The sequence below is a fragment of the Gilliamella sp. Nev5-1 genome (genome assembly GCF_001690895.1).
Lineage (GTDB): Bacteria > Pseudomonadota > Gammaproteobacteria > Enterobacterales > Orbaceae > Gilliamella > Gilliamella apicola_C.
This window is the reverse complement of record NZ_LZHO01000025.1, coordinates 78,025-104,590: the sequence shown is the minus strand read 5'-3', so window position 1 is coordinate 104,590 and position 26,566 is coordinate 78,025. Positions and strand designations below refer to the sequence as shown.

Annotated in this window: 23 protein-coding genes and 2 pseudogenes; 8 read left to right on the top strand and 17 right to left on the bottom strand. The window is 35.6% G+C overall.

Translation table 11 applies throughout. From position 1 onward, the window contains the following. Positions 1 to 18: 18 nt before the first annotated feature. The 15 genes and pseudogenes from citG to pepN form a co-directional block, all read right to left on the bottom strand. Positions 19 to 912, bottom strand: coding sequence for a triphosphoribosyl-dephospho-CoA synthase CitG (gene citG / locus A9G41_RS04015; protein ID WP_065582408.1), 894 nt, complete (start codon positions 910 to 912; stop codon positions 19 to 21). Between the two features lie 219 nt (positions 913 to 1,131). Next, positions 1,132 to 4,065: pseudogene (locus tag A9G41_RS14955) on the bottom strand (DNA translocase FtsK 4TM domain-containing protein); the annotation flags it as partial. 146 nt (positions 4,066 to 4,211) lie between these two features. Then, positions 4,212 to 4,736, bottom strand: a complete 525-nt coding sequence (locus tag A9G41_RS04005; RefSeq protein WP_065579575.1) for a gamma carbonic anhydrase family protein — start codon at positions 4,734 to 4,736, stop codon at positions 4,212 to 4,214. Continuing rightward, positions 4,717 to 5,982, bottom strand: coding sequence for a Bcr/CflA family multidrug efflux MFS transporter (locus A9G41_RS04000; protein WP_065582410.1), 1,266 nt, complete (start codon positions 5,980 to 5,982; stop codon positions 4,717 to 4,719). Before A9G41_RS04000 ends, A9G41_RS04005 begins: the two co-directional genes overlap by 20 nt. 138 nt (positions 5,983 to 6,120) lie before the next feature. Continuing rightward, positions 6,121 to 6,810: a 16S rRNA pseudouridine(516) synthase RsuA gene (gene rsuA, locus A9G41_RS03995; RefSeq protein WP_065582411.1), complete on the bottom strand. Its 690-nt coding sequence runs from the start codon at positions 6,808 to 6,810 to the stop codon at positions 6,121 to 6,123. Between the two features lie 19 nt (positions 6,811 to 6,829). Further along, positions 6,830 to 7,561 (bottom strand): class I SAM-dependent methyltransferase, encoded by a 732-nt coding sequence (locus A9G41_RS03990; RefSeq protein WP_065582412.1) that lies wholly within the window; start codon positions 7,559 to 7,561, stop codon positions 6,830 to 6,832. Continuing rightward, positions 7,548 to 9,575 carry an oligopeptidase A gene (gene prlC / locus A9G41_RS03985; protein WP_065582413.1) on the bottom strand — a complete coding sequence of 676 codons (2,028 nt, stop codon included), beginning with the start codon at positions 9,573 to 9,575 and terminating at the stop codon, positions 7,548 to 7,550. The genes A9G41_RS03990 and prlC overlap by 14 nt, the downstream gene beginning before the upstream one ends. Positions 9,576 to 9,671: 96 nt before the next feature. Further along, positions 9,672 to 9,929 (bottom strand): BolA family protein, encoded by a 258-nt coding sequence (locus A9G41_RS03980; RefSeq protein WP_065567659.1) that lies wholly within the window; start codon positions 9,927 to 9,929, stop codon positions 9,672 to 9,674. A gap of 91 nt (positions 9,930 to 10,020) precedes the next feature. Next, the gene (locus tag A9G41_RS03975; RefSeq protein WP_065582414.1) at positions 10,021 to 10,293 is read right to left on the bottom strand and encodes an STAS domain-containing protein; all 273 of its coding nucleotides are present in this window, start codon (positions 10,291 to 10,293) and stop codon (positions 10,021 to 10,023) included. A gap of 6 nt (positions 10,294 to 10,299) precedes the next feature. Beyond that, complete coding sequence (gene mlaC / locus A9G41_RS03970) at positions 10,300 to 10,941, bottom strand: phospholipid-binding protein MlaC (protein WP_065567661.1); 642 nt, start codon at positions 10,939 to 10,941, stop codon at positions 10,300 to 10,302. A gap of 9 nt (positions 10,942 to 10,950) precedes the next feature. Further along, positions 10,951 to 11,541, bottom strand: a complete 591-nt coding sequence (mlaD, locus tag A9G41_RS03965) for an outer membrane lipid asymmetry maintenance protein MlaD (RefSeq protein WP_065567662.1) — start codon at positions 11,539 to 11,541, stop codon at positions 10,951 to 10,953. Positions 11,542 to 11,552: 11 nt separating this feature from the next. Then, positions 11,553 to 12,332, bottom strand: coding sequence for a lipid asymmetry maintenance ABC transporter permease subunit MlaE (gene mlaE / locus A9G41_RS03960; protein WP_218057692.1), 780 nt, complete (start codon positions 12,330 to 12,332; stop codon positions 11,553 to 11,555). Further along, a complete protein-coding gene (mlaF, locus tag A9G41_RS03955) occupies positions 12,332 to 13,147 on the bottom strand; it encodes a phospholipid ABC transporter ATP-binding protein MlaF (protein WP_218057963.1) in 816 nt (271 codons plus the stop codon). Before mlaF ends, mlaE begins: the two co-directional genes overlap by 1 nt. 155 nt (positions 13,148 to 13,302) lie before the next feature. Beyond that, on the bottom strand, positions 13,303 to 13,632 hold the full coding sequence (locus A9G41_RS03950) for a rhodanese-like domain-containing protein (protein ID WP_065582477.1): 330 nt from the start codon (positions 13,630 to 13,632) through the stop codon (positions 13,303 to 13,305). A 123-nt stretch (positions 13,633 to 13,755) separates the two neighbouring features. Beyond that, a complete protein-coding gene (gene pepN, locus A9G41_RS03945) occupies positions 13,756 to 16,389 on the bottom strand; it encodes an aminopeptidase N (RefSeq protein WP_065582416.1) in 2,634 nt (877 codons plus the stop codon). 158 nt (positions 16,390 to 16,547) lie between these two features. Here pepN and pncB point away from each other — a divergent pair, with 158 nt between their 5' ends. From pncB to A9G41_RS14950, 6 genes and pseudogenes are all read left to right on the top strand, one after another. After that, on the top strand, positions 16,548 to 17,741 hold the full coding sequence (gene pncB, locus A9G41_RS03940) for a nicotinate phosphoribosyltransferase (RefSeq protein WP_065582417.1): 1,194 nt from the start codon (positions 16,548 to 16,550) through the stop codon (positions 17,739 to 17,741). 168 nt (positions 17,742 to 17,909) lie between these two features. Beyond that, a complete protein-coding gene (gene asnS, locus A9G41_RS03935) occupies positions 17,910 to 19,313 on the top strand; it encodes an asparagine--tRNA ligase (RefSeq protein ID WP_065582418.1) in 1,404 nt (467 codons plus the stop codon). 284 nt (positions 19,314 to 19,597) lie between these two features. Further along, on the top strand, positions 19,598 to 20,752 hold the full coding sequence (locus tag A9G41_RS03930) for a porin (RefSeq protein ID WP_065582419.1): 1,155 nt from the start codon (positions 19,598 to 19,600) through the stop codon (positions 20,750 to 20,752). Between the two features lie 291 nt (positions 20,753 to 21,043). Further along, complete coding sequence (locus A9G41_RS03925; RefSeq protein ID WP_065582420.1) at positions 21,044 to 22,189, top strand: porin; 1,146 nt, start codon at positions 21,044 to 21,046, stop codon at positions 22,187 to 22,189. A 132-nt stretch (positions 22,190 to 22,321) separates the two neighbouring features. Continuing rightward, entirely contained in the window at positions 22,322 to 22,780 is a 459-nt protein-coding gene (locus A9G41_RS03920) for a methylglyoxal synthase (protein WP_065582421.1), read from the top strand. Then, a pseudogene (locus A9G41_RS14950) lies at positions 22,781 to 23,873 on the top strand (MFS transporter). A gap of 24 nt (positions 23,874 to 23,897) precedes the next feature. On the opposite strand, the gene A9G41_RS03910 reads toward A9G41_RS14950, so the two are convergent. Continuing rightward, positions 23,898 to 24,677, bottom strand: coding sequence for a class II glutamine amidotransferase (locus A9G41_RS03910; RefSeq protein WP_065582422.1), 780 nt, complete (start codon positions 24,675 to 24,677; stop codon positions 23,898 to 23,900). A gap of 1 nt (position 24,678) precedes the next feature. Next, positions 24,679 to 25,257, bottom strand: coding sequence for a D-sedoheptulose 7-phosphate isomerase (gene lpcA, locus A9G41_RS03905; RefSeq protein WP_065582423.1), 579 nt, complete (start codon positions 25,255 to 25,257; stop codon positions 24,679 to 24,681). Positions 25,258 to 25,668: 411 nt separating this feature from the next. On the opposite strand from lpcA, the gene ribH reads away from it, so the two are divergent. Continuing rightward, positions 25,669 to 26,139 carry a 6,7-dimethyl-8-ribityllumazine synthase gene (ribH, locus tag A9G41_RS03900; protein ID WP_065579589.1) on the top strand — a complete coding sequence of 157 codons (471 nt, stop codon included), beginning with the start codon at positions 25,669 to 25,671 and terminating at the stop codon, positions 26,137 to 26,139. 4 nt (positions 26,140 to 26,143) lie between these two features. Continuing rightward, positions 26,144 to 26,563 (top strand): transcription antitermination factor NusB, encoded by a 420-nt coding sequence (nusB, locus tag A9G41_RS03895; protein WP_065567674.1) that lies wholly within the window; start codon positions 26,144 to 26,146, stop codon positions 26,561 to 26,563. Positions 26,564 to 26,566: the final 3 nt, after the last annotated feature.

The following is a 26,566-nucleotide window of genomic DNA, read 5'->3' as shown; positions in this document are numbered from 1 at the left end:
ATTTCTTATTGGTTTATCTTATTTGTTATACTCAGACAAAAACCAAGTAATAGCAATTAAATCCGCCGAACCGCCAGGACTTAAATTACGTTTAATGAATTCGGTATCAAGTTGATATAATTTTTTTCGACCGTCAGAATGAATAATACCACCTTGATCAATAAGATTTTTCGCCTCTTGCTGAACAAAATACAATCCGTCTAATCCTCCTCTTGAAACGACATTAGTATCTTGATTAAAAGCAAGCAAGTACAACATGGCTTGTAGCAAGCAAGTTTCTTCATCATAGCCACTGTTTTGCATTTTTTGAAAAATCGGAAGAGAGATATTTCTAACTATTGCATAGCCTGATTCAGCTTCTCCTCTTGCACCAGTCAGATTGTGGCGTTTAAATAACCTTTCGCCTACAGTATTTGCTTGTATATTTTGCTTTAGCTCATTTTGGACAATACCTTGGCAAATTGCTGAGACCTCATCGCAAATACTTTGCGTGTTGACTGGTAATCCTAGTTGTTCTAATTTGCCAATAGCCCCCATTAATAGACCAAAGGCAAATATACCGCCCTTATGCGTATTGATTTGATTGGTTGCTCGAAACATGGCTTGTTCACACTCAATGCCAATTGGTCTAATGCCTGCTAAAAAATGTTGATTATCATAGTTGGCGGAATTTTTACCGTACTTATAAAAACGCTCAAACCAAATACAAATAGCTTTAATACTTTGGACAAAGGTTTGAAAATCCATATCACGATGTGCACCGCTATTATTCATATCAACTAATCCAGGTTTAGGTGATAAGCAAATTTCTTTTATTAATGCTTTGGTTGCTAATTGTGCAGGTAAACATCGATTAGGATCATTATTAAGTTTTAATTCTAATAATGCGATTTGCTGTGAATAATCACTCATTATTGATCGGTACCTATTAAAGTGTTTTTGAAGTATGATAAGAATTTTTGATAATAATAATTAATATTATCAATATGATAGTTAAGTATTTTTTACTATTTATTCACACGATAGTTATTATCCTCAATTTATTTAGTTACAATCTAGCAATAACGTTATATTATTTTTTGTGAAAGCGCTAATTCATTGATAAAAATAAATTAGCATCTTAAATAAAGATCAATATTCACTGGTTTTAACTGCTAATACTTCTCGATTACCGTTATGCGCTGGAGCACTAATAATGCCTTCAATCTCCATTTGCTCAACAATTCTTGCTGCTCGATTATAACCAATTCTGAATTTTCTTTGCACGCTAGATATAGAGGCTCGACGAGTTTCTATAACAAATTCGACCACTTGGTCAAAAATAGGGTCAAGTTCTTCATCGATACTCTCTGAATTATTGCCATCGTTATCACCACTTGAAACGGTTACATTTTCAATATATTTTGGTGCACCTCGTGCCTTCCAGTCTTGAACTACAGCATGAACTTCTTCATCACGGACGAAGGCTCCATGTACTCGTATTGGAATTGAGCTATTAGGTGCTAAATAAAGCATATCCCCCATACCAAGCAGTGATTCCGCACCCATTTGATCTAAGATCGTTCGAGAGTCGATCTTGCTTGATACCGTAAATGCAATACGTGTAGGGATATTAGCTTTAATTAAACCAGTAATCACATCAACCGACGGGCGTTGTGTCGCTAAGACAAGATGGATACCCGCCGCTCTGGCCTTTTGTGCAAGCCTTGCGATTAACTCTTCTACCTTTTTACCCACTGCCATGATAAGGTCGGCAAACTCATCAACCATCACGACAATATAGGGTAATTTATCGAGTGTTGGCATATTAAGATCCATACTATCGGTTGGCTTCCAGAGAGGATCAGGAATTGGTCTACCCATTTCATCAGCTTGTTTAATTTTTTCATTGTAACCAGCAATATTTCGCACTCCTAACGCTGACATTAGACGATAACGACGTTCCATTTCATTCACACACCAATTAAGTGCATTGGTAGCGTCTTTCATGTCAGTAACGACTTGAGTTAATAAGTGTGGTATTCCTTCATAAATAGAGAGCTCAAGCATTTTGGGATCGATCATAATAAACCGCACATCTTCAGGTTGCGATTTATATAAAATACTTAAAATCATTGCATTAACACCAACTGATTTACCCGAACCAGTAGTACCGGCAACTAATAAGTGCGGCATCTTAGCTAAATCAGCAACCACTGATTGCCCAGAGATATCTTTACCTAATACGATTGTTAATGGTGATTGAGCATCTTTGAATTGAGGACTGTCTAATACTTCCCTAAAATAAACTGTTTGACGATTCTTATTGGGTAATTCAATGCCAACATACGGTTTGCCCGGAATAACTTCAACTACACGAACCGATGGCATGGATAATGATCGTGCTAAGTCACGATCTAGTGTTGAAATCCTAGCAGCTTTAATACCTGGTGCAAGCTCAATTTCGAAACGAGTAATCACTGGCCCGGGCATATAATCAACAACTTTGGCTTTTACTCGGTAATCAGACAAACTTTTTTCAATTAATTCTGACATAGCGTTTAAGGCCACATGATCCACCTCAATTCTTGCCGTTGGAGGCGCTGTTAATAAGTTTAGCGAAGGTAGTGGCGTAGTTGGTTTTGGCAATGGTTTATCATTACGTCTCAATAATGGATGAATTAAACTAGCCTCATCATTTTCTGAGGAATGATAATTTTGATTATCTTGAGTTATCTCTTCAGGATAAATATCATCAATGATTGGATTAGCTTTTTTTAATGCTTCAGTATCAACATATTCAAGTTGTTCTACTTCTAATTTTACGCCTGTTTGCGTTTCAGTTTTTGCATCTGCTATCTCTTGTATGGTAGCTGTGTTTATAATAGCCTCAGGCTCTTGCACCAATGGCTGCTCAGTTTCAATGGTTTTCATTATTGAAATATCTAGAGCGGGTTCAAATGAATCCTTTTCATTATTGAATTTAATTTCATGTTTATTGTCTACCGAAGTAAATAAAGGTTTACTTGGTGCATCTGATATTGTGTATTTATCTGATTGTTCAAATGATGGTTTTTCTTCAGATTTTTGCGTTTGGATCACCTGCTTTATTTGCGCCATTGAAGAAGATAAAGCCTGTTCTTGATCTGGTGTTGCTTTATCCCCATTTATGTTTTGAATAATTGATTCAAGACGAGACAAAATTTCCTCTGGGTCGAGTTCTTTCCTAGGTGGATTATCAACGGCTTGGGGTGTTGTTACCTGTGATAATTGCAAAGAATCTTTGGTTTTAATTAATTCTTCGGTCGTTTTGATTAAAATCTTTTCATTTTCATCAGCTGAAATAAGAGTATTTGATGCCTGCTCTTGAGGTATTTCATTATTAACAGAATAACTTGGTGAAATAATTTCGGTGTTATCACCTTTGTTATCACAAGGTATTGTAAATTGAGGTTCTTTTGTTACATCATCAGATCGTATAATATTTTTTTCTTGTTTTAACGCAGTCTGTTCAATGTTATTTGTTGTACAAGCCTTAATTAACCATCTAATAGGTAACAGTAAAATCATGACAAAAGCACCTAATTTTTCCATTAGATTCAACCACGAAAATCCAGTTAATAATGTTATACAGGCTAAGCAAGTTCCAAGAAGAGTTAATGATAAAGTTAAGTTATTTATAATGGGTAGAAGGCTTTCAATGACTATTGCCCCAAGATAACCACCTGCTTCAAATTGTTCTGCATCACGAATATTTAAAGCAAAAAAACCCGTCGAACTGAAGATAAATGCCAAAACACCAATAATTCTAAATGAAAGACTAAAATAATTAATGGGATCATTGGCATGTTTATAAAAATGAACTATGAGTTGTAAACAAATAAAAATAGTAATAAAAGGGATGCTATAAGCGATAAACCCTAAAAATTGGAAAAAAATGTCGCTGGCATATGCGCCAAGATAACCGCCAAAATTACTAATAGGATAGTGCCAAGCAGTACGAGACCAGCCAGGGTCAGCGGGATCGTAAGTAAACAGAGATAAAAATAAACAAACAGATAAACCTAGTATTGCAAGCAAAATGAATTGAGTAATAATCTGCTTTCTTGTCATTTTGGGCTTTTTCAAACAAGTACCTAAAAAACTATCGCTATTAAAATTGCTGGCATTTTACCATAAATTGCGCTATGTCACAGAGCGAATGAAATATAAAACATCATTTATTGTAGTTACTATCGATTTATAGGAAATAGATTTTCACTAAATCGTTTGCTATTTTGCACGTAACTTTTTGCATTGTTTATATTGCCTTCAATTTCGTTTTCAGTCAGTTTACGAATAATTTTTGCTGGCGAACCGATAATTAAACAACCTTCACTATAAGGAAGCGTGCGTGTGACTAATGAGTTAGCGCCCACTATGCAATTTTTAGCTATTTTCGCATCATTTAAAATAGTACTTCCCATACCAATTAATACATTATCTTCAATAATACAGCTATGAAGAATAACATTGTGACCAATTGTTACATTTTCACCAACAATACAAGGGGTACCTGTTTCAACATGTACAGTGCAATTATCTTGCACATTACTATTTTGACCAATATGAATAGGCGCGATATCGCCACGTAAAACAGTATTAAACCAGATCGAAACACCTTGCTCTAAAGTTACATTACCAATTATTTCAGCTGATTTTGCAATAAAACAATGTTGATGAATTTGCGGATGTAAATCACCTAATTGGTAAATCATGATTTTTCCTTTTTTGGTTTTTGGCACACAAAAATAAGCTAACAGCAAGAAAATTACATAACACCATAGAGCCAACCATTAACCATTCGGTCGAGTTATTTACCGTTTCTCTTACAGTCGAATGCGTTGATGCTAACATTGATAATGATAAACCCATTGCGCCAGCCACTGCAAAGCGAATTGTACCTGCTAAAGAAGAAGCTGTACCGGCAATATGCTGATGAAGATCTAAAATAATCGCCATGCTATTGCCTCCAATGGTTGACATACAACCAATATAACCAGCAATACAAATAACTAGGCAGGTAAACCCTAGATTAAATAGACTGACAACAAGAAGACTTGTTGCCATAGTAAATTGGATAAAAAGCCCTAACTGCATCATTTTAATCGAACCAACACGTTTAACAAAACGGCTATTTACGGTATTCATCAATATCATCACAATAATATTGAGTGCAAAGTAATAACCAAAATTAGTGGATGCAACGCCATGTAAATTCATATAAACAAAGGGACCTAAGCTTAAAAAAGAGAATAACCCCGCCCCTGAAAATGCGCCTATCATCATATAAGTGAGTGCTTGGCGGTGTCGAAACAGCATAATAAAATTGCTTAAAATACGAACTAAGCTAAACCGATCTCGTTTGGCTTTTGCGAGTGTTTCAGGGATATTGGTGACAACTAAACCAAAGCAAGCGAGAGCAATTAAGCAGATAGTGTAAAAATTGGCTCGCCAATTAAACCAATATAAAATAAATCCACCGATAATCGGCGCCAGTAATGGAGCAACATTGGATATCAGCATGACAAAGGACATCATTTTAGAAAATTCATCACGATCACGATAAATATCTTTCATTAACGCATTAATGACTATTGTGGTTGCCGCAGCCGCAATACCATGAAAAAAGCGAGCGGTAATTAATTGATTAATATTGGTAGCAATTGCACAGCTTAATGCCGCGCCTATAAAGATAATTAGGCCAAAAATTAAAACGTTGCGTCGTCCATAACTATCAGTAAGCGGCCCAAATAAAAGTTGCCCAACGGAGAAGCCTAGTAAATAGCAGCTAATAGTTAGTTGTACAGCTGTATCGGCTACATTAAAGTTGTGCGCAATAGTTGGCATACTTGGTAAATACATATCTATAGATAATGGCATAAGCATAGAGAGTAAACCAAGGATAAAAATCAGCGCTTTTTTAGATATTTTTATTTCTACCTGTGTGTTTTGGTTTTGCACAAATCGTTCCTTTTTACGGCTTTTATATAAAATTTAATTAAGGACAAGCTTAATTTTTGCGGTGTGGCTAGCTTTAAAGTATCTATAAATATAAATAGAATGCCTCATCTTAACGACTTATCATTGCGACAATTGATATTAGCTAAAAGAATGAATTTCATCTTGAGTCAATGGTCGATATTCTCCCTCCGGTATATCAAGGATCACGTTACCGATTTGTTTTCGATGCAACGCAATTACGTGATTATTAACCGCTGCAAACATCCGTTTTACTTGATGATAGCGACCTTCGCTAATGATTAATTCAGCATGAAAATCATCAATAATGGTTAGTTTTGCAGGTTTAGTGAGTGACTTTTCACTTTTCAATTGAATGCCTTTTTTAAATATATCAATGAGCTCAACTTTTAATGGTTGTTCAACGGTGACTACATAAATTTTTTCACAATGATGTTTAGGGGATGTAATTCGGTGTGACCACTTGCCATCATCTGTAAGCAAAACAAGCCCAGTAGTATCAAGATCAAGCCTTCCTGCTGCATGTAATTTTTCAGGCATCGGCTCATCAATAAAATAAAGAATTGTTGGATGATCGGGATCATTAGTCGAACAAACATAGCCTTGCGGTTTATTGAGCATAAAATAGCGTTGGCTGGTCACTTGTTCAATTTGATAACCATCATATTCAACTAATTGATCTGGCGATAATTGATACGCACCTGATTTGATAATCTCACCATCGACAGTCACTTTTTTAGCTTTGAGCTCTTTGTTTACAATAGTACGACTGGCGCCTAAATGATGAGCAAGAAATTTATCTAATCGCATAATTTAAAAATATTCCCTATTACTTTAAAGGTGTATAGATATCAAAGCGGTGATTTTTAGTTTTAATTTCAGCTGTTGGCTTTTGGTTAGCTAAAAATGGCGCATAATCAGGTCGTTTTACCACAACTCGTTTCCGGGCTAATTGCCTTGCTGGTGTTAATAAACTATCAGCATCACTATCACTACCAACTAGCTGTTGAAAAATGCGCATCTCTTTTTTGACAAGCGCACTTTTTTGCCGATGTGGAAACATCGGATCAAGATAAACAACATCTGGTTTTTCAGGGTAAGCCCTCAATCCCTCAATGCTTGAATCATAAATTAAGTGTAATTGTTGCTCAATCCAGTGACCTATGTCGAGATCTTGGTAGGCACGTTGTAAACCATCGCTTAATAATGCGGCAACGACAGGATGCCGCTCAAACATAGTGACATGGCAACCAATAGATGCTAAAACAAAGGCATCACGACCAAGTCCCGCAGTTGCATCAATAACTGTGGGTAAATACTCACCTTTTACACCTACTGCTTTAGCGATTGCCTCGCCACGACCACCGCCAAATTGGCGACGATGAGCCATCGCGCCAGAAACAAAATTAACACAGATAGAGCCTAATTTGGGTTCGTCTGTTTTTTGTAACTCAAGTCGATTATTTTGGTTAACCAACGTAAACGGAAGATCGGCATGGGCTAATAACCATTGCTCAGCTAATTGTATTAACTGAGCTAAGTTAGAACTACTTGATACCATAGTGACGAAGTAGCGCATCAAGTTGAGGTTCGCGACCTCGGAAGCTTTTAAATAGCATCATTGGTTCATCGCTACCGCCTTGTGACAATATATTGTCAAGAAATGCATTACCTGTTTTCGCATTGAAGATACCTTCTTCTTCAAAACGTGAAAATGCATCAGCAGATAAAACTTCTGCCCATAAGTAACTGTAATAACCTGCCGCATACCCCCCAGCAAAAATATGGCTAAAAGCATGAGGAAAGCGTCCCCATTCAACAGTAGGAACAACAGCAACTTGTTTTCTGACTTCAGCTAATGTGTTTAAAATATCGGGATCTTTTTGTGTATGTAATTTAAAATCAAAAAGACCGAATTCCAATTGCCGTAAAATAAATAACGCAGCTTGATAATTTTTAGCTTCTAGCATCTTTTCTAGCATTTCTGCGGGTAATGGTTCATCTGTTTGATAATGACCGGATATAAATGTAAGCGCTTCGGGTTGCCAACACCAGTTTTCTAAAAATTGACTTGGCAACTCAACAGCATCCCACGGCACGCCATTAATACCAGCTACTGATGAAACATCAATTTCGGTTAACATATGGTGTAATCCGTGACCGAATTCATGGAATAATGTGGTGACTTCGTCATGAGTAAACAGTGCTGGTTTATCTCCAATTGGGCGATTGAAGTTACAAGTTAAATAAGCAACAGGTTTTTGTATATGACCATCAGCAAAACGCATGCGACCAATACAATCATCCATCCAAGCACCACCTCGCTTGTGTTCACGTGCATATAAATCAAGATAGAAGCTACCTTTTAATTCACCATTAGCAGCATAAAGATCATAAAATTTGACTTCTGGATCCCAAACTTCAACGCCTTTTCGCTCTTTGGCTGTAATACCGAAAATACGATGTACTACTTCAAATAAACCATTAATTACTCGTTGCTGCGGAAAATAAGGCCGTAATTCTTCATCATTAATAGTATATAAATACTGTTTTTGCTTTTCACTATAATAAGCAATATCCCATGGTTTAATATCACTGGCACCAAAAAATTCGTACGCATATCGTTTTAGTTCAGCTAGTTCTTTTTCACCTTGTGGCTTGGCTTTAGTTGCTAAATCGCTTAAAAACTCGATGACTTGCGTTGTGGATTTAGCCATTTTTGTTGCCAGTGATTTGTCTGCATAAGTCTTGAAACCTAATAATTGTGCTAGCTCGTAACGTAGGTCCAGAATTTGCTTAATGATCTCTGTATTATCCCATTTACCCGCATTTGGTCCTTGGTCGGATGCACGCGTGTTATAAGCTTGGTAAAGCTCAAACCGTAAATCACGATTATCACAATAAGTCATCACAGGAAGATAACTTGGTATATCCAATGTCAGCAACCACCCCTCTTTGCCTTTAATTTTAGCTTGTTCTTGTGCTGCTGCAAGCGCACTTTCAGGCATACCAGACAGCTCTTTGATATCAGTAATTAGTTTTGACCAACCCATAGTCGCATCTAGTACATTATTACTATATTTTGATGATAATTCTGATAATTTTGCGACAATTTCACCGTAGCGTTTTTGTTTATCATCGGGTAAACCAATTCCGGATAATTCAAAATCACGTAATGCATTATCAATAACTTTTTTCTGTGCTTTGCTCAACGTTGCGTATTGTTCGCTTTCTTTGAGTTGTTTATAGGCCTGATATAAAGGCTTATGTTGCCCAACCCATGTACCGTACTCAGAAAGTAAGGGTAGACAAGCTTCATAGGCTTCGCGTAATTCTGAGCTATTTTTAACTGAATTAAGATGGCTAACAGGAGACCAAGCTCGACTAAATTTTTCGTCTACTTCATCAATGGGCTGGATCAAATTATCCCAAGTATATTTACTATTTTGTTTAAGTACAGTTTCAATAGTATTTCGACAATTTTTTAGCGCCTCTTGTATGGCAGGTAAGACATGTTCAGGTTTAATTTGAGAAAAAAGCGGTAATGGTACATCTGTTAGTAATGGATTAGTCATGTTGAGATACCTTTATACAAATGGTTTTGTCTATTAATAGAACATAATATGATGGCAAAGGTGAATAATTCAAGAGAATTTCATGCAAGGGAATACTTATAATCCCATAAGCTTACGTTCACGTTGCCACTCAGTGGGAGTATAGGTTTTTATAGAAAGTGCATGAATGCGGTTATCATTAATAAATTCTGCCAAAGGGGCATAAATAGCTTGTTGTTTTTTTACTCGATTTAAATCAGCAAATAATTCACCTACTGCAATAACTTGAAAATGACTACCATCATCGGTCAGCACATGTACATCATCAAGCTCAAGTGAACTTTTTAATTTATCTATAATTTCTTGTTTATCCATTCTTCATTCTCATCACTAATATAAATTATGGGGATTATTTTTTGTCAAAAAACTTTCAGGTGATTAGGCGTTCTGTATAAAAGCTAATGTGTTAGCTGTTAATTACCTGTTGTAGATCATACAGCGTTAATAATGTTTGTAACTGAGGATTAATGCCTTTAAGCCCTACGTTATATTTATTGCAAAAATAAACTAAAGTCGCGAGTCCTGAAGAATCAACACGAGTAAGTTGCCCTACATCAATGTGTTTTATACCATTTAATATGGTATTTTGTGTAGACCACAGATCGTTTAATGAGTGAACATCTAGCTCACCAAATAAACACAATACATCTTGTTGTTTTTCTGTTGTGATTCGCGACATTTTAAACTAGCCTTTTGGTTTCGTATTTGGATCAATTTTGCGATTTGAAAGCTCGGTTAATTGTTTCGTCAATGCATCAATACCACCTTGACGTAAAATTGATGACCATTCATTTTGTTTAGTGCTGATCATGCTTACACCTTCGGCAACTAAATCATAGGCTTTCCATTCGCCAGTTACAGTGTTTTTACGCCATTGAAAATCAATGCGTAAAGGTTGACCTTGGTTTGGTTGGATTAAGAGTACACGAATAGAAATAAGATTTTTCCCCGTTAAATCTTTTGCTGCCTCAACTTGATATTGCTGACCATTATACATTGAAAGCGCTTGTGCAAAAGTTTGTACTAAATAGTTTTCAAAAGCATCAAAATAGGCTGTTCGCTGCGCTTCGCTTGCACTTTTGTAGTAGTTTCCTAAAATTAACGCACCAGCGTATTTGACTTGTACATAAGGTAATAAATCTTGTCTAACAATGTCTTTAAGTCTGTTTGGATTTGATTTAATCACCGATGATTGCGACTTCATTGTGGTAAAAATTTTATCGGCGGCTACTTGCATCTCTTTATAGGGATCATTTTCCGCGAATGTATTAGCACTAAACAATAAAGCTAATGCTAAAAAAAGGGTTGTTTTAAATTTGTTTAACATGTTAACTCCTTAGTTTTCATTTATATCTTGTTTTTTATCTTTATCATCTTTGTCTTTATCTGATGAACCACCTATGCTGTAAAGAAATTTACCAATAAGATCTTCTAAAACAATTGCAGGCGTTGTGTTGTGCACAACAAAACCTTCAACTAAGTACGGTGGAGTTTTATTTTTTTCTGCCTTAGCCAAAATGTCTGGATCAACATCTAGTGAGTCAATACTTAATTCCGTTTCTCTATCAACACCTATATTGATATCAATATACTGTTCGCCAAGTATTCCAGATGTCTTAATTGCAAGAGAACTTGAACTTGGAATTTTGTTATACTGAGTATCTATATCCATAGCTACATACGGCTTGTACTCATCGTTATTTGGTGAACTTAACGAAATATCACTAACTCGCCCAATCACTACACCACCGATCTTGATAGGCGATCGAGCTTTTAACCCACCAATGTTATCAAATACAGCATAAACCCGAAAGGAATTATGGCTAGCAAATGATGTTGGATCAGCGACTCTAAAGCATAAAAATAGCACTGAACAAATGACCAGCACCATGAATAATCCTACTGTAATTTCAATTTTACGACTCATGTTTAATGACCTCAATGACTAAACATTAATGCGGTTAAAATAAAATCTAACCCCAAAATAACTAATGATGAATAAACAACGGTGTTCGTTGTTGCTCGGCTAATTCCTTCTGATGTTGGTACACAATCATAACCATTAAAAAGTGCAATCCAAGTGCTAGCGATAGCAAATACAAAGCTTTTTACAAAACAATTGCCCAAATCATGCCACCAATTAACACTGCTTTGAATGGATGACCAAAAAAAGCCTGAATCAATCCCTTTCCAATCAACACCAACAAGTGCACCACCTAAAATGCCGACTGTGACAAAAATTGCTGTTAAAAACGGCATACTAAAAAAACCAGCCCAAAAACGTGGAGCAATAATACGTCGTAATGGATCAATCGCCATCATTTCCATGCTTGATAACTGTTCAGTTGCTTTCATTAAACCTATTTCAGCCGTTAATGCTGAACCCGCACGGCCTGCAAACAGCAAGCCTGCAACAACAGGGCCGAGTTCACGAAGTAAGGCAAGTGCGACCATCATTCCAAGGCTTGCTTCGGCACCAAACGTAGTTAATATAAAGTAGCCTTGTAAGGCAAGTACCATGCCAATAAAAAGGCCTGAAACCATAATAATCGTTAGTGATTGAACGCCAACAAAGTAAAATTGTTTGACTAATAATGGAAATTGTTTATTAAATTGTGGTTTACCAATTAATGCACCAAAAAGCATAACGCCAGAACGGCCAATCATCGAAATAATATTGATAAAACATCGCCCTAATTTTGCTAATAAATTCAACATTATTTTATACCTCTGCTTAGGTCTAATTTATAATCATCAGCAGGATAATGAAAAGGCACAGGACCATCTGCCAATCCATCAAGGAATTGTTTAACTCGTAAATCGTCATTATCACGTAATTGTTGTGATGTGCCACCGGCAATAATATGTTGTTCAGCAACAATATAAGCGTAATCAGCAATACTGAGCACTTCGTTTACATCGTGGCTAACAACAATGCAGGTTAATCCTAATGATTGGTTAATTTCAGCGATAAGTTTAACTATAACACCCATTGAGATAGGATCTTGCCCAGCAAAAGGTTCATCAAACATAATTAAATCAGGATCAAGTGCAATAGCACGCGCCAAAGCCGCACGCCTTGCCATTCCTCCAGATAATTCCGCTGGCATCATATGTGCAGCACCGCGCAATCCAACAGCTTGTAGCTTCATTAAAACTAAATTATGCAACACAGGCTCAGGTAAGTTAAGGTGTTCACGTAACGGATAAGCCACATTATCAAATACAGATAAATCAGTAAATAATGCACCTGATTGAAATAACATACTCATACGTTTGCGGACTTCATAAAGTCTAGATCGAGACATGCAAGGGATGTCTTCACCATCAAATACAATTTGTCCTGACTGAGGTTTTAATTGACCACCAATGAGCCTTAGTAGTGTAGTTTTACCAATTCCTGATGGCCCCATGATTGCTGTCACTTTACCTTTAGGGACATTCAAACTCATATTTTTATAAATAGGTCGCGTTCCACGATAAAAAGACATGTCATGAATTTCGACCAGATTTTTCGGTAATTCGCTCGCCACAGTGACTTCCTAGACTACTAAATTAGTATAATTTCGCTTATTTTACTTGATATTTGTGAATAAAGAAATCTATTAAACGCATAATCAAATAGTTATTAGAATTATGCATCAATAATAAACGATAACTAAATCAAGCTCGCTTGATAAAGGAGGCTTTAATATCTTGGCATTTGTTTATCAATCATTACAGCCCAAGCATCAATCCCGCCCGTAAGGTTATATAGGAAGTTGGGATCAAAGCCGTTTTCTGCTAAATAATAAGCAACGTTTAGGCTTCGCCTGCCATGATGACAATAAATAACTATATCGATCTCATCTGGGATTTTATCTAAATATAGCGGGATCATATTCATTGGAATATGCGTTGCGTTATTGATAACACAAATGGCTACTTCATTGGATTCTCGTACATCAAGCAGAAATAGATTTTCTTGCTGCTTTAATTTTTGTACAAGTTCGACTGGGGTGATTTCCTTTATTGTCATTATGTAAAACTCATTAGAATAATTGTCAAAAAGTTTCAGGTAGGTATGTGTTTCAGTATAAAATTTCAATTTTAAATTGATTAATATATCCTGCAATGATATTGCAGGATATATTTTTACCACTTATACCGCTAATGCCTTACTAATTTTTTCAAATAAATCTTTAGATAAATTTTCAATTTTTAGTAATGCTTCAAGTGCTTTTCGCATTTGTTGTTGACGTTTTTCGTCATAACGTTTTAATCGAATAAGCGGATCGATAAGCCTTGCTGCAACTTGCGGATTTTTTTGGTTTAACTCAGTGAGAATCTCAACTAAAAATTGATAACCACTACCATCTTCAGCGTGAAATGCCACAGGGTTATTATTGACAAAGGCGCCAATTAATGCACGAATCCGATTTGGGTTACTGAGTGTAAATGAGCGGTGAGTTAATAATTTTTTCACGGTAGCAAGAACATTCTTTTCTGGGCTTGTTGCGTTCAATGCTAACCATTTGTCCATAACAAGTCCATCTTGATGCCATTTATTATCAAAGTCAGCTAATAAGTCAGTTCGACAATCCAGTTCAGCTTTTACCGCTACATTTAAGGCCGCTAAACAATCAGTCATATTATTTGCTTGATGATATTGCTGACTAACTAGTGTATTAGCGCGCAAATTATCATCGGCATATGCTAATAAAGTTAAACAACAGTTTTTAAGTGATCGTTTAGCAATATCATTATGTTCAATTTGATATTGTGATGTTTTATTGTGGTGATAAACGGCTAATAATTCATCATAGAGTTCGTTTGCAAAATGAGTTAATAAAAATAGACGCACTTGATAAATTGCGATTGGATCAACCAAAGTAAATAAATTCGCCAACTCGTTTTCAGACGGTAAGGTCAAGATTTGCGCAATAAGGAAAGGATCAGTATTTTCTGATAACAATACCGCTCTAAAACCATCTAATACTGAATCAGGTAGCATTAATTTCTGATTTTCCTGATAATTTTTTACATTTAGGCGAACATATTTTGCTAATAACATTTGAGCTGCATCGTAACGGCTAAATGTGTTAGTCGCGTGTTGCATTAAGAAAATAAGATCATTATCTTGATAATCATAAGTTAACTTAACAGGCGCTGAAAAATCACGTAATAATGAAATGATCGGTTTTTGAGTGACATTATCAAAGATAAATTGTTGTTTGTTTTGTGTTAAATTTAAAACATGGTGAATAGTTTTGCCTTGGTATTGCAGTGGAATTATTTCACCATTATGTTGATATAACTCGATATCAAGTGGAATATGCAAGGCTTGTTTTTGTGCTTGATCTTGAGTTGCTGGCGTATATTGTTCTACCGTTAAAGTATATTGTTGATTTTTTTCGTTGTAATTATCGGTAACGGCAAGTTCAGGCGTACCTGATTGACTATACCATAATTTAAACTGAGTTAAATCGATACCTGAGGCATCTTGCATGGCTGCAACAAAATCATCGCACGTTGCAGCACTACCATCATGACGTTTAAAGTAAAGTTTCATCCCTGCTTGGAATTTATCTTCACCTAACAAGGTGTGCATCATACGAATAACTTCAGCCCCTTTTTCGTATACGGTTACTGTATAAAAGTTATTCATTTCAATGACTTGTTCTGGACGAATAGGATGAGACATTGGGCTAGCATCTTCGGCAAATTGAACAGTACGCAAGAGTTTGACATCTTCAATACGTTTTACTGCACGTGCTCCCATATCGGCGCTAAATTCCTGATCACGAAATACTGTTAATCCTTCTTTTAAACTGAGTTGGAACCAGTCACGGCAGGTAACTCTATTACCTGTCCAGTTGTGAAAATATTCATGACCAATTACACCTTCAATACCGAGATAGTCATCATCTGTTGCTGTTTGTGGTTTGGCAAGCACATATTTTGAGTTAAAGATATTCAAACCTTTATTTTCCATTGCTCCCATATTGAAAAAATCAACCGCTACAATCATAAAGATATCTAAGTCGTATTCAAGCCCAAAGCGTGTTTCGTCCCAACGCATGGCATTTTTTAAGCTTGTCATAGCCCAGTGCGAACGATCTAAATTACCTTTATCAACGTAAATTTCTAAATCAACTTTGCGTTTTGATTGCGTGATAAACTGATCTTTTAAAATATCAAAATCACCAGCAACTAAGGCAAATAAGTAAGCCGGTTTTGGAAAAGGATCTTGCCATTGTACCCAATGACGTCCATCAGCAAGTTCGCCTTGTGCTATGCGATTACCGTTCGAAAGTAGATAAGGATAATGTTGTTTATTCGCGGTAATGCGTGTTGAAAAGCGTGCAAGCACATCGGGCCTGTCAAGATAATAAGTGATATGACGAAATCCTTCTGCTTCACATTGAGTACAAAGCGCTTCACCTGATACATATAATCCTTCAAGTGCTGTATTATCAATTGGTTTGATTTCGTTAACAATCGTTAATGTAAATTCTGCTGGAACACGCTGAATGATTAAACCGGTTTTTGTGAGCTGATAATCATGCCATGGTTGTTCGTCAATATTAACAGAAATCAATTTAAGGTCTTCACCATCTAAAATTAAATTGCCCGCTTCATTATTTTTCTTAACGACACGGCTACGAGCTGTGACGGTTGTTATTTCGGGTGCTAAATCAAAATCAAGATCAATGTCGGTAATGGTAAAATCTGGTGATTTATAATCAAGACGGTTTTTGGCAATAGGCTGCGATTCAGGTGTTTTTGTATTCATTCTGTTATGACCTTTTGGTTTGAAATCAATTTATATTTTATACTGGTTGATATTATAGCTGATTAAAAACAATCTTATTACATAATTAATCTATATCTTCATTATTATTCTGCTATAATCTTTGAAATTTTTATTTAAAGCAATAGCACTAAATTTACATGTTACCAGCAATAATTACATCAATATTAGATACTGATGCTTATAAGTTGCATATGCAGCAGGCTGTATTTCATTACTACCCAGAGGTAACTGTCGTTGCGCAGTTTCGTTGTCGTAGTGATGATTTATTGGGGCAATATGTTGATGAAATAAAACATCAAGTGAAATTAATGGAATCATTAGCGCTGTCTGATGATGAATTTAACTATTTATCAAATATTTCCTTTTTTAAATCTGACTATTTAAGATGGCTTAAAAAATGGCGTTTTAATAGTGATTTGCTCACTATTAAAAATAAAGATGGCGTGCTTTCTATTACAATTGAAGGTAAATGGCTAGATGTTATTTTATGGGAAGTGCCATTACTTGCCGTTATCAGTGAAATTGTTCATAAAGATCGTTCGCCTAATATTGGTGTCCCTGAAGCACTAGCTCGGCTAAAAGATAAATTGGTGTTGTTTAATGAAAAAACAGCTAATATGGATATGTCGGGCTTTAATTTAATGGATTTTGGTACACGTAGGCGTTATTCATTTGCAGTGCAAGAGGCAGTTGTTAGTTATTTAAAAAATAATTTTAATAATTTTCATAGTACTAGTAATTATTTACTTGCTTATCGTTTAGGCCTTACTCCTGTTGGAACGCAAGCACACGAGTGGTTTCAAGCTCATCAGCGCCTAAGCTCAAATCTAGAAGATTGCCAAAAAAATGCACTGCAAGTTTGGCTAGACGAGTATACCAACGATTTAGGTGTTGCTTTAACTGATTGTATTACCATGGATGCGTTTTTACAGGACTTCGATTCCCATTTTGCCTCTTGTTATCAAGGATTACGGCATGACTCAGGTGATCCAATAAAATGGGGGGAAAAAGCGATTGCGCACTACCAACAATTAGGCATTGATCCTAAAACAAAATTGCTAGTATTTTCAGACAGCTTAAATTTTGACAAAGCGATTAGCATTTATCAACACTTTAATCATCGTGTAAAATTGTCTTTTGGTATAGGTGGTTTTTTAGCTTGCGATATTCCATCGCCAGATTTTAACATTAAGGCTTTGAATATTGTAATTAAATTGACAGAATGTAATAATCAGTCAGTCGCTAAATTATCCGATAGCCCTGGAAAGACTATCTCTCAAGATTTAGCTTTCGTTAATGAATTAAAACGGACGTTCAGTGTTAAGTATTAATCAATAATCTTACTTAACATAAAAATAAACAACCAGAAATAATTTATAAAAGCGCGCTCTAACAAAAACTTTTGATATTTTGTGTGTAGTAAGTGGCATTAAAAAGGCTGGAAATGCCAGTATTTAGTTTAGATATAACATTAAATAATGTAGAGATGGAAAATTAAAATGAATTCAGTTTCACCTATTGTTGATGTGTTACAAGGCAAAATTGCTGTTGGTAGCACTATTTCAGTTCAAGGCTGGGTAAGAACTCGCCGTGATTCTAAAGCAGGTATTTCATTTTTAGCTGTTTACGATGGTTCCTGCTTTGACCCTATTCAAGCTGTTATTGAAAATAATTTACCTAATTATGAACAAGAGATCTTACGTTTAACGGCTGGTTGTTCGGTTAAAGTCACCGGTAAAGTGGTGGAGTCACCAGGTCAAGGTCAAAAATATGAATTACAAGCAACGCAAGTTGAAGTGTATGGCTTTGTTGACGATCCCGAGACTTACCCAATGGCAGCAAAGCGCCATTCAATTGAATATCTGCGTGAAGTGGCACACTTGCGTGCAAGAACTAATATTGTTGGTGCGATAACGCGTGTACGCCATACACTTGCGCAAGCAATTCATCAGTTTTTTAATGATCGTGGCTTTTATTGGCTATCAACTCCCATTATTACCGCATCAGATACTGAAGGGGCGGGCGAAATGTTCCGCGTTTCAACACTCGATATGCTAAACCTGCCTAAATCGGATAATGGTAAGGTTGATTTTGATAAAGATTTCTTTGGTAAAGAAGCTTTCTTAACTGTTTCTGGACAATTAAACGCTGAAACTTATGCTTGTGCTCTTTCTAAAGTTTACACATTTGGCCCAACATTTCGGGCTGAAAACTCAAACACAACTCGTCATTTAGCTGAATTTTGGATGATGGAACCCGAAGTGGCATTTGCCGATCTAAATGATAATGCTAAGCTTGCCGAAGACATGCTGAAATATGTGTTTAAATCAGTATTAGAAAAACGTGCTGACGACATGCAATTTTTTGCACAGCACGTGGATAAAGAAGCAATAACACGCCTTGAAAACTTCATTAATGCTGATTTTGCCCAAGTTGACTATACTGATGCTATCACTATATTACAAAATTGTGATGCTAAGTTTGAAAATCCAGTCAGTTGGGGAATTGATTTAGCTTCAGAACATGAGCGTTATTTAGCTGAGCAACATTTTAAAGCACCAGTGGTGGTAAAAAACTATCCGAAAGATATTAAAGCATTCTATATGCGCATGAACGATGATGGTAAAACCGTTGCGGCAATGGATGTATTAGCGCCAGGTATTGGTGAAATTATCGGGGGTTCACAGCGTGAAGAACGTTTAGATATGTTAGATAAACGTATGGAAGAATTGGGACTCAAAAAAGAAGATTATTGGTGGTATCGTGATTTACGTCGATACGGTACTGTGCCACATTCAGGTTTTGGACTTGGTTTTGAACGTTTAATTGTTTATGTAACTGGTGTTCAAAATGTGCGCGATGTTATTCCATTCCCAAGAACGCCGCGTAATGCAAATTTTTAAGTTGATAAAAATCCCTAATAAGAATTTATTGGGAGTTATAACTGGTAGATATCGATCAATTTTAGCTTAAAAAACAATCAAACAGGCTTAAATTTAGACTTAGACACTGCATTTAATGAAAAGTTCGCTTGATTTTAAAAAAAATTTATACATAATTTACACTACTGTAAAAAGTAGAAAAATAATAGATAGAAATATTATTTTTTGGATGAATAATTATTGTACGAAAATTGACACTAAACTTATGGAAGTGTCTTTTTAAAAAATAACCATGAGGGTAAAAAATGAAACGTAATCTATTAGCAATCGCTATCCCTGCGCTTTTAGCCGCAGCTAGCGCAAATGCGTCTATTGAAGTTTGGAACAAAGATGGTAATAAAGTTGACTTTTACGGCCGAGTAAAAGCAGCTAACAACATCACTGACCGTGCTCAAAAAGGTGAGGGTGATGATACTTCAGCTCGTTTAGGTATGTCTGGTCAAACTCAAATCACCGATAGCGTAACTGGCTATGGTCGTTGGGAATATGAAGCTAAAGCAGGTAAAAATTCTGATAACGAAGTGCGTTATGCATTTGCTGGTTTAAACTTTGGTGATGCGGGTTCATTTGACTACGGACGTAACGATGGTGTGTTAAAAGCAATCACTGCTTACACTGATGTATTACCACAATTCGGTGGCGATGCATCAAACAACGATTGGCACGTATTATCTTCACGTACTAAAGCTGTTGCAACTTACCGTAATAACAACTTCTTTGGTTTAACTGATGATATCAGCTTTGCATTACAATATGCTGATAACGGAGATAACTCAAATGATTTTAAAGAAGATCCATTCAGAGGTGAATCTCGTGAAGCTTATGGTGCAAACGTTCAATGGAACATCTTTGACACTGGTTTAACTGCTGGTGCTGGTTATGCACAAACTTCAAACAGTGATAATCGTCAAAGTACTTGGGCTGGTGGTCTTAAATATGATAACTATAATTTATATTTAGGCGCTAACTATTTCCAATCTAAATTTAAAGATGTTTTTTCATATGGACCGACGCATAGAGGTAATTATAAAACTGCTGATGGTAAAGTTAGAGGTTTTGAATTAGTCGCTCAATATGGTATTGATTTAGAAGTAGGTCGCATCACTCCATCTTTAGCTTATGTTCAACATAAATTTAAAGCTGATGGAGTGAATTTCGTCGAAGATAATATTCGTTATCATGCTCGTGGACGCACTTCACCTGTAGTTAAATATGTATCTTTAGGTGCAACTTACGATCTAAACAAAAACTTCAGTGCAATTGTTGAATATAAATTCAATCTTCTTGATCGTAAAGATCTTGGTGCTGAATTGAATACTGAAAATGATGGGCGTTATAAAAAATCTACTAAACCAGGTACTAAAGACGTGTTAGGTGTTGGTTTAATTTACCAATTCTAATTTCTTAATATCTTATAAAAAGGCACTTAGGTGCCTTTTTTTTCACCTTTTAAATTCATTCCTATTAAAAAAACATTTTAAGCCTAAAAAAATTTATAATAAGTATTAAAATATTCGAAAATTCGCAGATTTAATCTAACTTCCAGTGTTAAATAGGTAATAAAATCTGTTCTGTTATAAGAGAATCGATATCACAATAATAATATAATTGCTAATTATTAGCAGTTATTTGTTAAACCAAAGCAAAGTAATTTGCATCTTTAATAATATAAAATACCTAAGAGGGTAAAAATGAAACGTAATCTATTAGCTATCGCTATTCCTGCGCTCTTAATTGCAGGCACAGCTAACGCTTCAATTGAAGTGTGGAATAAAGACAGTAATAAAGTTGACTTTTATGGTAGAGTTTATGCTTTAAACTATATTACTGATCGTAATAATCAAACGGGTGAAGGTGACAAAACCACAGCACGTTTAGGTATGTCAGGTCAAACTCAAGTAACAGACAGTGTAACTGGTTATGGTCGTTGGGAATATGAGGCCAAAACTGGTGAAGATGCTGATAACGAAACTCGTTATGCTTTTGCTGGTTTAAATTTTGGTGATTTCGGATCATTCGATTACGGCCGTAATGATGGTGTGCTAAAAACATTAACGTCTTATACGGATGTTTTACCGGAATTTGGTGGTGATGCTTCGGATAATGATCTTTATGCATTAACAGCGCGCACCAAAGCTGTTGCGACTTATCGTAACTCAGACTTTTTTGGCTTAGTAAACGGTCTGAATTTTGCTGTTCAATATGCGGATAATGGTGATAATAGCTCTACTCGTCATTTCACCAAACATGATCGTAATGGTGAAAAACGCGATAGCGCTGAAGCTTGGGGTTCAGTAGTTGATTGGAATGTGCTTGATACAGGCTTATCTGTTGGTGCAGGTTATGCTCAAACTGGTGGACATAAGGATGCTAAAGCATGGTCAGCTGGTGTTAAATATGATAATAACAACCTTTATTTAGCCGCATTATATATTCAAGGTAAACAAAAATATGGTTGGGATAATGCATTAACGACACACAGTGCGAATGACTTAAAAACCAAAGGTTATGAATTTGTTGCGCAATATGGTATTGACTTTGAAGTGGGTCGTTTAACGCCATCTGTTGCATATATTCAACATAAAGTTAAAGATGCATCTAGTTATTCAAGTGATGCAGGGCTTAAAGGTAATGATTTAGCTAAATATGTTGATGTTGGTTTAACTTATGACTTTAACAAAAACCTACAAGCTATTATCGATTATAAAATTAACTTGTTAGATAAAGATGACATCGGTGCACGAAGTGCTTTATATGAAGATGGTTCATTTACTAAATCACAAATCAAGGGCACAACAAAAGACACAGTGGCACTTGGTTTAATTTACCAATTCTAATTGATTGTATCTTTATTTTTAAAAGGCACTTCGGTGCCTTTTTTAATTTGCTATTGATTAAATATCCCTTGCACTATAACTAATACTCTGTTAAAAAATCTAGAAAGATAATAATAAATTAGGATAACTATGATGCTTTATACCACACGCAAATTATCGGCTAAAAAAAATATTGCTTTAGTTGCTCACGATCACTTGAAAGATTCTTTATTAGCTTGGTGTAAAAAAAATCGTGAAGTGCTTTCTCGTCATAATTTATGTGGCACGGGTACCACTGGAACATTAATAAAGCAAAAAACAGGACTAAATATCACGCCAATGCTAAGTGGTCCCATGGGGGGCGATCAGCAGATAGGTGCATTAATTGCAGAAGGCAAAATCGATATCCTAATCTTTTTTTGGGATCCACTTAATGCTGTACCTCACGATCCAGATGTGAAAGCGTTGTTACGATTATCTACTGTTTGGAATATTCCAGTTGCCACTAATCAATCCACAGCCAATGCATTGATTCAATCCTCTATTTTTACGCAAGAAGTTGATATTGAAATTCCCGATTATCAAAGCTATTTAACTCAAAGAGTTAAATAAATACCAATACCATCTCAAATTCGTAAAACAGAGCGGCAAATACTTTTACTTGATAATCTGTTTATTGTCTTGGGTTTTTATGTTGTGTTTCCGCTTGTTTCAACCCACTTTGTTAGTTAAGTTGGTTGGAGCGCACTCTTTGTTGGTTTTGCGTTAGGATTTCGGCAATTTGTTCAACAAGGTATTGGTTTTATTTCTATGGCGAATGCTAGTGAGCCTTGGTTATTATTACTTTCTTGCTTGCTTGCTTTCATCGTTAGGAGGACTATTATTTGATCCACCTCGTATGGGACTGACTATTAAATTTACTCATCCACATGAGCGAGGTAAGTTCATATCACTGTTAATGATACAAGATAATGCTGGAGCAGTAATAGGTGCTCTTATTGGTGGAATTTTAATTGATTATGACTTCCATTTAGTATGCTGGTGTGGTGCTTTTATTTTTTTATTATGTGGAATTTTTAATTTTTTCTCCCTGCCAGCTTACCATATTGCTATTGGCAAAGCGCCTATTATTAATGGCATGAAAATGGTTTTCAAAGATAAAAAGTTCACCCGTTATGTTCTTACGTTAACTGGTTATTATGTATTATGGGTGCAAATAATGTTGATGTTACCTTTAACAATTACAAATGTGTCAGGTAGCCCGAGTTATGTAAAATGGATGTATGCTATTCAAGCTTCTATTTCTCTCGTATTGCTTTATCCACTTACTCGATGGAGCGAAAAATATTTCAGATTAGATCAGCGTCTTAAATTTGGTCTATTTTTGATGTCATTTGCTTTTATCATTATTGGTTTTACATCACAATTAACCGTATTATTATCACTTATTGCGTTATTTTACTTTGGTGCGACTATTGCTGAACCTGCTCGTGAAACCTAGTCGACTGTATTAAGTAATTCCAAAGCAAAAGGTAGTTATATGGGATTTATTCGTTTAGGGCTTGCGCTTAGTGGATTTATTGGTTATACCGATGCTGGTTGGTTATATGATATTGCTATGCAAATAGGATTTCCGCACCTTCCATGGATAGTGCTTACTACAATTGGACTATTAACTTTAAGTTATCTGCATCATCAATTTTAAAAAATGAGTCGCCAATGCATCCTATTAAAATGCGGAAGATTGGCTAATTTCGCCATCTTTAAATAAAATCGCTTCGCCAGTATTAAGTTTTTGCCATATCTCATTTGAAGTTAATGGTAAGGTTGAAATGATAGTAACAATATCATTGGGTGTTGTATGTTTTTGAAAATCAATTTCTACATCTTCGTCCAGTAACTTTGCTTTGCCAAATGGTGCTTTACGGGTTATCCAATGCAAATTCGTTGTGCAATAGGCAAATACATATTGCCCATCAGAAAGTAGCATATTGAATATGCCTAGTTGGCTTAATTGATCGGCACATTGCTTAATAAAATTAAATAGCTCAAGATCATCGATAGGTTTTTGTGAATATTTTTGCTGTAATTGATTAATTAAATAGCAAAAAGCATATTCGCTATCGGTTTCTCCAACAGGTTGAAAAAGCCCTGTATCTAAATTTTGGTAATTGGTTAATTGTCCATTGTGGGCAAAAGTCCAATTTTTACCCCAGAGTTCGCGGGTGAATGGGTGAGTATTTTCTAGTGCGACACCGCCTCGATTTGCTTGTCGAATATGAGCAACCACGGCTTTAGATTTTATGGGATATTCTTTTACCATTTTAGCAATAGGTGAATAGCTACAAGGCTCAGGATCTTTAAATGTTCGGCAACCTTTTCCTTCATAAAAAGTAATCCCCCAACCATCTTTGTGAGGACCTTTGTCCCCACCTCGTTTAATTAGGCTACTAAAACTAAAACAAATATCGGTTGGCACATTGGCGCTCATACCCAATAATTCACACATATTATTTTGACATCTCCTTTTCAATAAGAAGAATAAGAATATGAATTACTTTAATGTGGATTTCTTGTACACGATCGGCATAGCCAGAATGTGGAACACGAATATCAACATCGGCAAGCCCATTCATCTTCCCACCATCTTTACCGGTTAATGTAATGATTTTCATCCCTTTTTGTTTTGCTGCCTCAATGGCTTTAAGCACATTGGTTGAGTTCCCTGAGGTTGAAATACCTAAAAGTACATCACCTTTTTGACCTACACCTTCAATATAACGTGAAAAAATAAAATCAAACCCAAAATCATTACCCACACACGAAATGTGACTTACATCAGATATAGCAATTGCAGGGTAAGCTGGGCGATTATCGCGAAAACGACCTGTTAACTCTTCAGCAAAATGCATCGCATCACAATGAGAACCGCCATTACCACATGATAAAACTTTACCGCCTTGTTTAAATGAATCAGCAATTAAGACAGCCGCTTTTTGAATCTGCTCAAGATTTTTATCATCCGAAACAAAACTAGTTAAGACCTCAATGGCTTGGTTTAACTCATTACGAATATTGTCAATGTACACTGATACTTCCCCATCATTAAATAAATTTATTGTACTATTGTAATTTTTTCAAAATAGCTTGCAAGCGATAAAAATAAAATTACTTTTCTTGGCAAAAACTTTCAGGTAGATATGTACATTAAGTACATATGTTTCAAATATAAATGTTAAAGTCCAAATAAATTAAAATAATGACTAACAGTTAAAGAGTGAAATAACAACAAAATTTAGATTAATTTTAAAATTAATAAATAATACATTTACAATAGCTGAATTTTTTCATTTATTTTAAATAATATCTTGCATAAAACTCGGTCATAACGCTATTTGCCAATAGGATAAGTCTTTAATTCGTGATACAATTTAACAATTATTTTTTCGCTTAAGAAAAGAGTGAAAAGGCATTTAAAGTAGAATCAATAAGGAATGAATATGCAAACAATTGAAGGTAAAGTTGCTGCACCAAAAGCTAAGGTTGCAATTGTAGTAGCACGATTTAATCATTTTATTAATGATAGCCTTGTCAATGGTGCAATTGATGCGTTAACACGCATTGGACAAGTTGATGATAAAAATATTACTGTTATTTGGGTTCCAGGTGCTTATGAAATTCCACTTGCTACTAAAGTTGCTGCACAGTCAAAAAAATATGATGCAATTGTAGCGCTAGGTACGGTTATTCGTGGCAGTACGGCACATTTTGATTTTGTTGCTGGTGAATCAAGTTCTGGATTATTAAGTGCAAGTTTAGATAACACTATTCCAGTTGGATTCGGTATTTTAACTACCGAAAGTATAGAACAAGCTATTGAACGTGCAGGCACAAAAGCTGGCAACAAAGGTGCTGAAGCGGCATTAACTGCACTGGAAATGCTAAATATTATTAAAGCAATTAAGGAGTAATTTAGTGGCATTAGTTAATCCTCGTCGTCGAGCAAGAGAATGCGCAGTGCAAGCCATTTACTCTTGGCAAGTTTCTAGAAACGATCTTGCTGATGTTGAGACAAGTTTTATTGCAGAACAAGATATGAAAGGCGTTGATGCTAAGTATTTTCGTGAGCTATTAAATGGTGTAGCCAAAAACACCAGTGAATTAGATGACAAAATGACGCCTTATCTCACTGAACGCTCTATTAATGAGTTAGGACAAGTTGAATTAGCCATACTTAGAATCGCACTGTATGAATTAATAAAACGTCAAGATGTACCTTATAAAGTTGTGATTAATGAAGCTATCGATTTAACTAAAACATTTGGTGCTGCAGATAGCCATAAATTTGTTAATGGTGTATTAGATAAAATAGCCCCAACCATTCGTACTCGATAAGCA

Bases quoted from the DNA above. Each gene is read 5' to 3' on its own strand.
- citG (WP_065582408.1), bottom strand. From the start codon at position 912: ATGAGTGATTATTCACAGCAAATCGCATTATTAGAATTAAAACTTAAT.
- A9G41_RS04005 (WP_065579575.1), bottom strand. From the start codon at position 4,736: ATGATTTACCAATTAGGTGATTTACATCCGCAAATTCATCAACATTGT.
- rsuA (WP_065582411.1), bottom strand. From the start codon at position 6,810: ATGCGATTAGATAAATTTCTTGCTCATCATTTAGGCGCCAGTCGTACT.
- A9G41_RS03990 (WP_065582412.1), bottom strand. From the start codon at position 7,561: ATGGTATCAAGTAGTTCTAACTTAGCTCAGTTAATACAATTAGCTGAG.
- prlC (WP_065582413.1), bottom strand. From the start codon at position 9,575: ATGACTAATCCATTACTAACAGATGTACCATTACCGCTTTTTTCTCAA.
- A9G41_RS03980 (WP_065567659.1), bottom strand. From the start codon at position 9,929: ATGGATAAACAAGAAATTATAGATAAATTAAAAAGTTCACTTGAGCTT.
- A9G41_RS03975 (WP_065582414.1), bottom strand. From the start codon at position 10,293: ATGTCGCGAATCACAACAGAAAAACAACAAGATGTATTGTGTTTATTT.
- mlaC (WP_065567661.1), bottom strand. From the start codon at position 10,941: ATGTTAAACAAATTTAAAACAACCCTTTTTTTAGCATTAGCTTTATTG.
- mlaD (WP_065567662.1), bottom strand. From the start codon at position 11,541: ATGAGTCGTAAAATTGAAATTACAGTAGGATTATTCATGGTGCTGGTC.
- mlaE (WP_218057692.1), bottom strand. From the start codon at position 12,332: ATGTTGAATTTATTAGCAAAATTAGGGCGATGTTTTATCAATATTATT.
- A9G41_RS03950 (WP_065582477.1), bottom strand. From the start codon at position 13,632: ATGACAATAAAGGAAATCACCCCAGTCGAACTTGTACAAAAATTAAAG.
- pepN (WP_065582416.1), bottom strand. From the start codon at position 16,389: ATGAATACAAAAACACCTGAATCGCAGCCTATTGCCAAAAACCGTCTT.
- pncB (WP_065582417.1), top strand. From the start codon at position 16,548: ATGTTACCAGCAATAATTACATCAATATTAGATACTGATGCTTATAAG.
- asnS (WP_065582418.1), top strand. From the start codon at position 17,910: ATGAATTCAGTTTCACCTATTGTTGATGTGTTACAAGGCAAAATTGCT.
- A9G41_RS03930 (WP_065582419.1), top strand. From the start codon at position 19,598: ATGAAACGTAATCTATTAGCAATCGCTATCCCTGCGCTTTTAGCCGCA.
- A9G41_RS03925 (WP_065582420.1), top strand. From the start codon at position 21,044: ATGAAACGTAATCTATTAGCTATCGCTATTCCTGCGCTCTTAATTGCA.
- A9G41_RS03920 (WP_065582421.1), top strand. From the start codon at position 22,322: ATGCTTTATACCACACGCAAATTATCGGCTAAAAAAAATATTGCTTTA.
- A9G41_RS03910 (WP_065582422.1), bottom strand. From the start codon at position 24,677: ATGTGTGAATTATTGGGTATGAGCGCCAATGTGCCAACCGATATTTGT.
- ribH (WP_065579589.1), top strand. From the start codon at position 25,669: ATGCAAACAATTGAAGGTAAAGTTGCTGCACCAAAAGCTAAGGTTGCA.